Source organism: Nostoc sp. (assembly GCF_036917465.1).
Classification (GTDB): Bacteria; Cyanobacteriota; Cyanobacteriia; order Cyanobacteriales; family Nostocaceae; genus Nostoc.
The window spans coordinates 34,053-43,506 of sequence record NZ_JBALDL010000032.1 but is presented as its reverse complement, the minus strand read 5'-3'; the positions used below and the strand labels follow the sequence as shown (position 1 = coordinate 43,506).

Annotated in this window: 6 protein-coding genes and 1 pseudogene; 3 read left to right on the top strand and 4 right to left on the bottom strand. The window is 41.8% G+C overall.

From position 1 onward, the window contains the following. Positions 1 to 92: 92 nt before the first annotated feature. Both V7K38_RS06820 and V7K38_RS06815 read left to right on the top strand, forming a co-directional pair. Positions 93 to 632: pseudogene (locus V7K38_RS06820) on the top strand (actin-binding WH2 domain-containing protein); the annotation flags it as partial. Positions 633 to 1,242: 610 nt separating this feature from the next. Then, the gene (locus V7K38_RS06815; protein ID WP_334856474.1) at positions 1,243 to 2,442 is read left to right on the top strand and encodes an acyl-CoA dehydrogenase family protein; all 1,200 of its coding nucleotides are present in this window, start codon (positions 1,243 to 1,245) and stop codon (positions 2,440 to 2,442) included. Between the two features lie 164 nt (positions 2,443 to 2,606). Here V7K38_RS06815 and V7K38_RS06810 read toward each other — a convergent pair whose 3' ends face one another. From V7K38_RS06810 to ssuD, 4 genes are all read right to left on the bottom strand, one after another. Continuing rightward, on the bottom strand, positions 2,607 to 3,557 hold the full coding sequence (locus V7K38_RS06810; protein ID WP_334856473.1) for a D-2-hydroxyacid dehydrogenase: 951 nt from the start codon (positions 3,555 to 3,557) through the stop codon (positions 2,607 to 2,609). A gap of 204 nt (positions 3,558 to 3,761) precedes the next feature. After that, positions 3,762 to 4,532, bottom strand: coding sequence for an ATP-binding cassette domain-containing protein (locus tag V7K38_RS06805; protein ID WP_334856471.1), 771 nt, complete (start codon positions 4,530 to 4,532; stop codon positions 3,762 to 3,764). 125 nt (positions 4,533 to 4,657) lie between these two features. Then, positions 4,658 to 5,485, bottom strand: coding sequence for an aliphatic sulfonate ABC transporter permease SsuC (ssuC, locus tag V7K38_RS06800; RefSeq protein ID WP_334856469.1), 828 nt, complete (start codon positions 5,483 to 5,485; stop codon positions 4,658 to 4,660). Between the two features lie 94 nt (positions 5,486 to 5,579). After that, the gene (ssuD, locus tag V7K38_RS06795; RefSeq protein WP_334856467.1) at positions 5,580 to 6,728 is read right to left on the bottom strand and encodes an FMNH2-dependent alkanesulfonate monooxygenase; all 1,149 of its coding nucleotides are present in this window, start codon (positions 6,726 to 6,728) and stop codon (positions 5,580 to 5,582) included. 845 nt (positions 6,729 to 7,573) lie between these two features. On the opposite strand from ssuD, the gene V7K38_RS06790 reads away from it, so the two are divergent. After that, the gene (locus V7K38_RS06790; protein WP_334856465.1) at positions 7,574 to 9,388 is read left to right on the top strand and encodes an iron uptake porin; all 1,815 of its coding nucleotides are present in this window, start codon (positions 7,574 to 7,576) and stop codon (positions 9,386 to 9,388) included. The last annotated feature ends 66 nt before the right edge of the window (positions 9,389 to 9,454 follow it).

Here is a 9,454-nt window from a genome sequence, read left to right as displayed (position 1 = left end):
ACTATTTTTTCTCGAAGATCGACAGAATATGACTTCATTTAAAAGTATTTGTATTTTAATTTAGTGTACCTCATAATAGACGCAGGTGCTGTATCGGTGCATCCCATAGTTGGGCGCAGGCATTATCCGGCGCTATTAAACTTCCAGCCTTTTATTTATTAACACTGATTATTTGTTTCCCGACTTTGTTCTTTTTTAATGTTTTGTTTGGTTCCCGAAGCAGTATTCAACAGCATTTTGTTGTATTACTCACCTCTGTATCAGTGATTAGCGTACTTTTATTTAGCTTGGCACCAGTCACGCTATTCTTTCTCATCACTACACCAGATTCTTATCAATTTTTTAAACTGTTGAATGTGTTTATTTTTGGCATTACAGGCATCTTTGGTGTGAAATTCTTGTATGAAGGAATGCAATTACTTTCTCAACAAGATGAAGTCGGCAAAAAAACCCGCACCACTATTTTAAGATCCTGGTTATTGCTTTATGCCTTTGTTGGTATGCAGTTAGGATGGTTTCTCAGACCATTTTTTGGTGCGCCTGACTCCAAATTTGAATTATTTCGTGCAGTAAAAGGCAACTTTTATTTAGATATTGTAACGGCGATTTCTGAAATTTTAGGTTTGCGTTAAAGGATCGCACAAGCACCCGTGCCTAAAAGCCTTTGCTAATATTATTTTTGCTTAGGGATTTCCAAGGAATAAATTATCCCAAAAAACGAACCACAGAGACGCAGAGAACACAGAGAGAGGAGAGATTAAGAGGATTTTTGACTCAGTTTTGGAATATTTTTTTATTTGGAAGTCCCTTACAAGCCGACTTTTGCACAACATTATTGATGGGATTTAGGTAAAAAATAGCCCAAACTTTTATTTCCCGGTAGGGGCAATTCATGAATTGCCCCTACAACGTATACTGTTGCGTAAGTCCTAAGAAAGTTGCACACGGCGTTTATTTTTTAATCTAGTACAAGTCGGCGGAAATAAACCCACTATTACGAACCTTGAAAAAATCATCATTTGCAGTCTTTAAAAATGGTAGGCGTATTTACGCCACACGGTACTAGTAGGTTGATATTGCCTATTTCAGCGATCGCTAAATTCTCTGCTTGACTTGCTCTGTGAAGGCTGTTTGTGTCATATTTACATATTATACTAAAATCCGAGCAACCTTAAGTAGTATAGACCTGAGTTAGAAGTCATAAACTAAAGAAGAAAAGAAAGCAGGATTTAGGCTAACTTTATGTCAAAGTTGGAGCAAGCAGTGGCAGACACCTTTGTAACCAAAAGCTTAGAAACTCACCCCAATATTCTCTACCAGGTTGAAGTTCTAGCCAAAGACTTTGCCACTCGTGCAGGAGTACACGACAAAGAGGGTTCTTTTGCCTTCGAGAATTTTACAGCTTTACATCAGGCAGGATTACTCAGCCTCACCATTCCCCGTGAATTAGGCGGTGAGGGTTTAGGGTTACACACTATCTGCCGAGTCATTGAAGGGATAGCGCGTGGCGATGCATCAACCGCGCTAGTACTGACGATGCACTATCTCCAACATGCCAATGCAGCCCGTAGCCGTCGCTGGAATCCAGAAATATATAAACGGCTGTGTCGTGAATCCATTGAAGGCATTGCCCTGCTGAATGCGGCTCGTGTTGAACCAGAGTTAGGAACACCAGCTAGAGGCGGATTACCTGCCACAATTGCCGAACGCACAACAGAGGGTTGGCGTTTAACAGGCCACAAGCAATACACCACGGGTAGTCCCATCCTCAGTTACTTTGTTGTGTGGGCGCGAACAACTGAAGATGAACCACAAGTTGGCAATTTTCTAGTTCCGCGCGATTTGCCCGGTTTGCAAATTCTCGAAACTTGGGATCACTTGGGGATGAGAGCTACAGGCAGCCACGATCTGATTTTGGAGAATGTATTAATTCCCTTAGATTATGCCCTGAATATCAATCCCATATCTGCTGCGCCATCCTTTGATCCGCTTATTTCCACTTGGGGCAGTTTGACAGTGAGTGCTTTATATCTCGGTGTTGCTACTAGTGCGCGAGACTGGCTGGTTAAATATCTTTGGGAGCGATCGCCTTCTAATCTCAAAGAGTCACTGGCAACTCTACCACATTTCCAAACTGCCGTAGGTGAAATAGAAGCACTGCTGTTTGCTAACAATACATTAATTTATAGCTTGGCTCAAGATATTGACAAGGGCGAGTATGAGTCTAACGTAGGATTACAGGCACAAGCTGTTAAATACCTCACCACAACTAACTCAATTCGGGCTGTAGAAATTGCCTTAGAACTGACTGGTAATCCTGGTATGTTAAAAAGGAATCCTTTAGAGCGACACTACCGTGACGTTCTGTGCAGCCGTATCCACACACCACAAAATGATGTTATTTGTCAGTCATTAGGTAAATCGGCGCTGAAAGTAAAGTGATTGGGTACTGGGGACTGGGGACTGGGGACTGGGGACTGGGGACTGGGGACTGGGGACTGGGGACTGGGGACTGGGGACTGGGGACTGGGGACTGGGGACTGGGAGAAATAATCAATGCCCAATGCCCAATGCCCAATCCCCAATCCCCAATCCCCAATCCCCAATCAGTATCCAGCTTTCTTATCTACAACATTCCGCAAAGGTTGGCCAGTTTGGTAGCGTTTGAGATTGTCGAGAAACAGTTGTGCTATGCGCTCTCTCAGGCGTGGCGAAAGGGCTGAACAATGGGGTGTGATAAAGGCATTCGGTAACGACCACAAGGGACTTGCCGGTGGTAGAGGTTCTGTAGCCACTGTATCTAATCCAGCACCCGCAATCCATCCCTCGCTTAGTGCAGTGAGCAATGCAGCTTCATCCACGATCGCACCACGAGCGATATTAATCAAGTAAGCAGACTGACGCATGGAGCGCAATGCAGCTTCATCGATCAAGCCTTTAGTTTCTGGAGTTAGCGGTGTAGCAATTACTACATAGTCGGCAGATGGCAGGAGCGATCGCCATTCATCAGCACCAACAATCTTGTCAAAATTCGGTAGGGGTTCGGGATGGCGGCGACTACCCCAAACTTTAACACCAAACGCTTTAGCGCGAGATGCGATCGCTTGACCTATATTCCCAGTGCCGAGAATTAATAAAGTTGCGTCTGCCAACTCTTCAAGAAACACTCCTTTTACCCAAGTGTGTGTATCCTGCAAAGTCTGCAATTTCCGCAGATTCTTGGCGTGATAGAGCATGAATGCCACTACAAATTCCGAAATTGGAATCGCATGAACCCCTGCGCCATTAGTAAGGATAATGTCCTTTTGCAAAAAACTTGGTGTGAGGATGTGATTCACGCCAGCACTCGGTGATTGTTGCCAACGCAGTCTAGGTGCTGCTGTCAGTACTTTATCAAGGGTAGAAGTTTTCAGATAAAATCCGTTGACATAAACTTCTGCATCACTGGCATCACCATCAAGATTGCCTTCACTATCCACCTCTACAACATCTATATCAGATGGCAGATGTGGCTTAATATCAGCAATGAGATGATCGGATAAAATTAGTTTCACCATTTGCTACTCCCTAATTCCATTTTGGATAGCATATAATTCTGGCAGGTGTTTGGCATGAGCTAGTATATAAGCGATCGCAGGTATAAACAATTATTTTTAATCTATCAAAAAAGATTGTTATATTAATTATCTTGAGTCTCGAAGTAGCCTATTTTACAACAGCTACCCCAAGCATTATATCAATCAACTAACGAAAGCTAAATCTCAACTACTCAACTGTAACAATTGAATATTTGACAGAGTATTTTCATTGGTCATTACTCGCTGGAGAATTGCTTCTCTGATATTGATAAATACTTCGCTACTTCTATCTCGCGGGCGCGAAAGTCTCACAGGTAGATCGAGAGAAATTTGTCCTTCATCAATCACTATCACTCGATCTGCTAACGCGACAGCCTCTTCCACATCATGAGTAACCAAAAACGCAGTAAATCTTCTTTCTTGCCATATATTTTCAATTAATTGCTGCATTTCTAAGCGAGTTAGAGCATCTAATGCTCCCAAAGGTTCATCTAGCAACAACAAACGGGGTTGACTGACTAAAGCTCTTGCCAATGACACCCGTTGCCGTTGTCCACCCGATAAAACAGACGGCCACTCATCAGCCCGATCTTTGAGTCCGACTTTATCGAGTGCCCACAAAGCTTTTTCACGCCAATCGCCTTGTAAGCCTAATCCTACGTTCTGGATAACGCGCTTCCACGGTAATAAACGGGGATCTTGAAACATCACTCTTACAGAGCTGCTGAGTCTACGCAGTGGTTCTCCATCTAGGAGTATTCCACCTGAAGTTGTTTTATCTAACCCTGACACCAGACGCAATAAAGTACTCTTACCACAACCACTTCGTCCGACGATAGCGACAAATTCACCTGCTTTAACTTCTAAATTCAGCGAGTTTAAAACAGTTTTTTTACCAAAAGCTTTGGTCAAATCCAAAATACTTAGTTGCGTACCCTGTAGATTAGAAATCACTTGCAACAACTCCTATTTTCAGAACAATAATGAGACGTTAAACAAAGCAAATCACACTCAAAATCAATAGAAGTTAAAACTTAAAAAGTCTTGATTTTAACTATTTAATTTGGGTAATTTGCCATTTATGACCTTTGATAATTGGGGTTCCAAGCCAAGAATTTTGTTTCTAATCCTCTGGCAACAGCATCTGCTAATTTACCCAACAGTGCATAAATCACAATACTCAAGACCACAACATCAGTTTGCATAAACTCACGAGCATTCATTGCCATATAACCAAGTCCAGAATCTGCTGCGATCGTTTCTGCCACAATTAGCGTCAGCCACATAATTCCTAAAGAAAAACGGACACCGACGAGAATCGAAGATAAGGCTCCTGGAAAAACTATTTGCCACAGAAGTTGTGGTGTTTTTAATCCATAAACTTTTCCCATTTCAATCATTCCAGGATCAACACTGCGGATGCCATGAAATGTATTGAGATATAACGGGAAAAATACCCCCATAGATACTAGAAATAATCTAGCTTGTTCCCCAATACCAAACCAGAGAATCACTAGGGGAATTAATGCCAAATTAGGGATTGTGCGGAGCATTTGTAGGGAACTATCTAATAACTTTTCTGCTATACGGGAAAAGCCATTGAGCAATCCCAAACCAAACCCAATACTGCCACCAATTATAAAACCAGATATTGCCCGTCCAGCACTAATTCCTATATGTTGAAAAAGTTCTCCACTGGAGGCTAATCTAATAGCTGTAATGATTACACCACTAGGAGCGGGTAAAATTCTGGTTGAGAGTAAACCCGTTCTGGAAGCAACTTCCCAAAGTACTAACACTAGAACGGGTACAATCCAGGGAACTATTTTATCGATTTTCGGGTTTTCTAATACCTCGCTCCAGGATATATTATTGTTTCTTTTGGTGTGTTTAAAGGTAATAGTCATGAGATTTTAGATTGTAGATTGTTCCAAAGGATGAATCTAGCAGCATCGTCAACATAATTCGGAATTTCCTCTTTAATTACGAATTACGAATTAGTCATGAGGTACTCGTTAATTGTTTAGCAAATTTGTCATTGGTAACTATTTCACTAACAGTACTCAAAACTGGTGGCGTTAGCGGTGCAGTTTCCCTCTGCAAAGGTAAACGTGGAAATAATAATTCAGCCGTGCGATATGCTTCTTCTAAATGGGGATATCCAGAGAAAATAAAGGTTTCTATCCCTAAATTGCGATATTCCAGCATTCTCGCGGCAACGGTGTCAGGATCTCCAACTAAAGCCGTACCAGCACCACCCCGAACTAATCCAATTCCTGTCCACAGGTTGGGACTAATCTCTAAGTTTTTTTGACTACCACTATGTAGTTGGCTCATCCGTCGCTGTCCTTCAGAATCAGAATTAGCCAAGCTTTCCTGAGCTTTAGCGATCGCATCCTCATCTACATACTTAATTAACTCATTGGCCGCATCCCAAGCCGCAGACTCGGTTTCTCGCACAATTACATGCAAGCGAATCCCAAAGCGGACTGTTCTACCTTGTTCAGCCGCCAATCTTCTAACCTCGGCAATCTTTTGAGCAACTTGTTGTGGAGGTTCGCCCCAAGTCAGGTAAACATCTATATGTTTTGCAGCAACTCGCTTCGCAGCCGCAGATGAACCACCAAACCACAAGGGTGGGTAGGGTTTTTGAACTGGTGGAAATAGGAGTTTACCACCTTTGATATCGAGGTAGTTTCCTTTAAAATCGACTGTTTCTCCACTCAGCATACCCCGCCAAACGGTAAGAAATTCATCGGTTAAATCATAGCGATCGTCATGACTCAGATGTAAGCCATCCCCAGCTAGTTGCACCGGATCTCCGCCTGTCACCACATTAATCAACAATCTTCCTTTAGAAATCCGATCGAATGTTGCTGCCATCCGTGCAGCAGCACCTGGAGAAGTAATTCCTGGACGAATTGCCACGAGAAATTTCATCTGCTTGGTGACAGATATAAAAGCGGCGGCAGTTATCCAAGCATCTTCACAAGAATTCCCTGTGGGTAACAATGCGCCTGTATAGCCTAAACTATCTACAGCTTGGGCAATTTGCTGCAAATAATCAGGTGTGGCAACGCGAGAACCAATATCTGTGCCTAAATAGCGTCCGTCATGAGATCCAGTAGGAATAAACCAGAGAATTTGCATGTTTGTCAGGGTATGGGAACTAAATATACGATTACCTTATCGAATTACCGTATTTTATAGACAAAATTCTACCCGATATTACCTAAAAATCAAGCCTAATTTAACCATTAGTAAAAAACGGCTCCCTCGATAATGAACTGCCTAATTGTTAATTTTGACACTTTTGGGTCAGAATTGCTGTGTTGAAAAATACAACTTTTTATTGAGTAAGGAAAATTTCTCAGCGATCGCTAATTAAGGAGGTAGGGGGAATACCCATAAATAAAAAATTTAGGGGATTTGTAGCGATCGCAGTTCCTTGAGTTGAGCTAGCCAATAATTTCGATATATTTTTCCTTTCTGGATAAATACTGGGTCTTGCATTGTAACAAGCTCTATGCAAAGATAATTTTACACAAAGTCCGGTAAATCTATCGACTTATAGTTTTATCGATTTTTATTAACAATTGAGACTGTCAAACCTAGCTGCTTACAAATTAGTGTACTCAGCTAATGTTAATTGCCAGATAATAGCTTGATTCCAATTCAAGCTTTAGTCAATGTCAGGAGATATTGATAAATTTTGTTGCGTTGGCTCATCGATGGTACTCCAATACAATCGCAAACCAAATTCTGAATTATGAATTTTCTTTTGAGAATTTACTACGATCTTTGGAGTCTAAATTCAATTTCTTAGTACTACTTGCGATACTTGTCGAAAATTTGTACTTTTTTTAATTGGGGAATCTTTACTAACTTTATTAGCTAATAATTTAGCACAAAGTTTTAGTCAAAATTCTCTGATAATTCTGCTGTCCGATTTAGAGATAATTTATCCGTTTTTCAGGTTGAGGAGTTTAACGGTAATGTCGAATTTTCGCTCAAATTATAGATGGATAGTGTTCTTGCTTTCATTGCTAGATATTCTAGCTATCCTGGTTTTTTATCCAGCCAAAAGTCAAGCTGAACTGCCTAAATCTGATGTATCTACGACTGAAGTAGAAGAGAACAAAGCTCCAGAAGCAGTTGTAAATCAAACAGTAGACACTTCAATTGCACCTGTCACTCTTAAAAAAACTCCAAACAATCTGCGAGATCGAGTCACACCTGTCTCACAATTGTTACAAGTTGCACCACCAACTAACAAAAAAGCTCCAAATAATGCAGCAGGGCAAGTAACATCCGTCTCGCAATTATCAGATATTAAGCCGACAGATTGGGCATTTCAAGCATTACAGTCTTTAGTTGAGCGCTACGGTGTAATTGCAGGATATACAGATAGCACATTTAAAGGGAATCGCGCCCTAACACGCTATGAATTTGCAGCTGGATTGAATGCAGCTTTAGATCGCCTCAATGAACTAATAGCGACTTCAACAACAGATTTAGTCAAACGCGAAGACTTGGATACCATTAAAAAACTACAAGAACAATTTTCTCCAGAACTCGCTCAACTTCGGGGACGCTTAGATAGCCTGGAAGCACGAAGTGCGAAGTTAGAATCAACTCAGTTTACAACCACAACCAAACTTATAGGTAGAACTCAGATTGTCCTTGGCGAAGTTATAACAGGTAATAATGTCGTCAGCAAAAAACCAGCGCCTCACAATGCTACACTTCAAGGCTCAACTTCTTTACGGTTAAACACCAGTTTTAATGGTAAAGATTCACTAGGTATAACAATAGGAGGTGGAAATATTGAATCATTGGGACAAACAAGAGCTGGATTATTGGGAACTTATGAGGGGAGAGCTGCTGATAACTCCAGTATTACTTTTGCACGCAATACTATTATTCTTAATGGTGTTCGCTATCGGTTTCTACCTTTTCCAAATACCCAAGTCAACATTTATCCCTTGTCTGACGGAGCTAGTGAGATAGGTCTTTCTGGTCCGATTAACCCATATTTTGAATCGTCTTCTGCGACTGGTGCTAATGGGATTTCACGATTTTCACGGCGGTCTTTGGTCTATAACTATGGAGATAGCGGCCCCGGAATTGCCATACTCCAAGGATTAGGCAAACAGGTTCAATTCGGGATAGCGTACAGCGCACCAAACGGTAACAATCCGACAACTAATAATGGTTTATTTACAGGCAGGTATCTAGCTTTAGCACAGTTAATATACTACTCAGGTGATAGGAATTTTCGGGTGGCTGCAACTTACGTTAATACCTATAGCCCACCAAATACACTAGGTTTTAGTGGAACAAATTTTGGCCCAGCAGTCGGGAGCAACCTGGTAAACAGTACCGTACCTGGAGCCGGAACTGTGGGCAACCTCTATGGTCTACAGGCGTTCTATCAAGTTAATCCCAAGTTTGCAATCAATGCCTGGGTAAGTTATGCAGCACACCGCTATTTGGGGCATGGAGATGGCGAAGCTATGGATTGGGCTGTAGGACTGGCATTCCCGGATCTTTTTAGTGAAGGTGCTTTAGGGGGGATTTTAGTTGGTATGGAGCCGAAAATGACCAGTCTTAGTAAGAATGTAGATTTGGGAGCAGGTGCCGGACAAGCAGACAAAGATACTTCCCTACACGTTGAGGCATTCTACCAATATAAAATCGGAGATCATATTGAGGTGACACCGGGTTTGATCTGGATTACTGCACCAAACTCGGATTCCAGCAATCCTGATAGTTTATTTGCTTGGGTTCGTACTGTCTTTAGATTTTAACCTTGGTGGCTCTCGTTCAGGCGGGGTTTGAATCCCCGTCTGTTGCGTAGCTTCCCGCAGGGTACG

What these genes read in the sequence shown, in the direction of transcription:
- V7K38_RS06815 (WP_334856474.1), top strand. Translation starts at nt 1,243, where the DNA reads ATGTCAAAGTTGGAGCAAGCAGTGGCAGACACCTTTGTAACCAAAAGC.
- V7K38_RS06810 (WP_334856473.1), bottom strand. Translation starts at nt 3,557, where the DNA reads ATGGTGAAACTAATTTTATCCGATCATCTCATTGCTGATATTAAGCCA.
- ssuC (WP_334856469.1), bottom strand. Translation starts at nt 5,485, where the DNA reads ATGACTATTACCTTTAAACACACCAAAAGAAACAATAATATATCCTGG.
- ssuD (WP_334856467.1), bottom strand. Translation starts at nt 6,728, where the DNA reads ATGCAAATTCTCTGGTTTATTCCTACTGGATCTCATGACGGACGCTAT.
- V7K38_RS06790 (WP_334856465.1), top strand. Translation starts at nt 7,574, where the DNA reads ATGTCGAATTTTCGCTCAAATTATAGATGGATAGTGTTCTTGCTTTCA.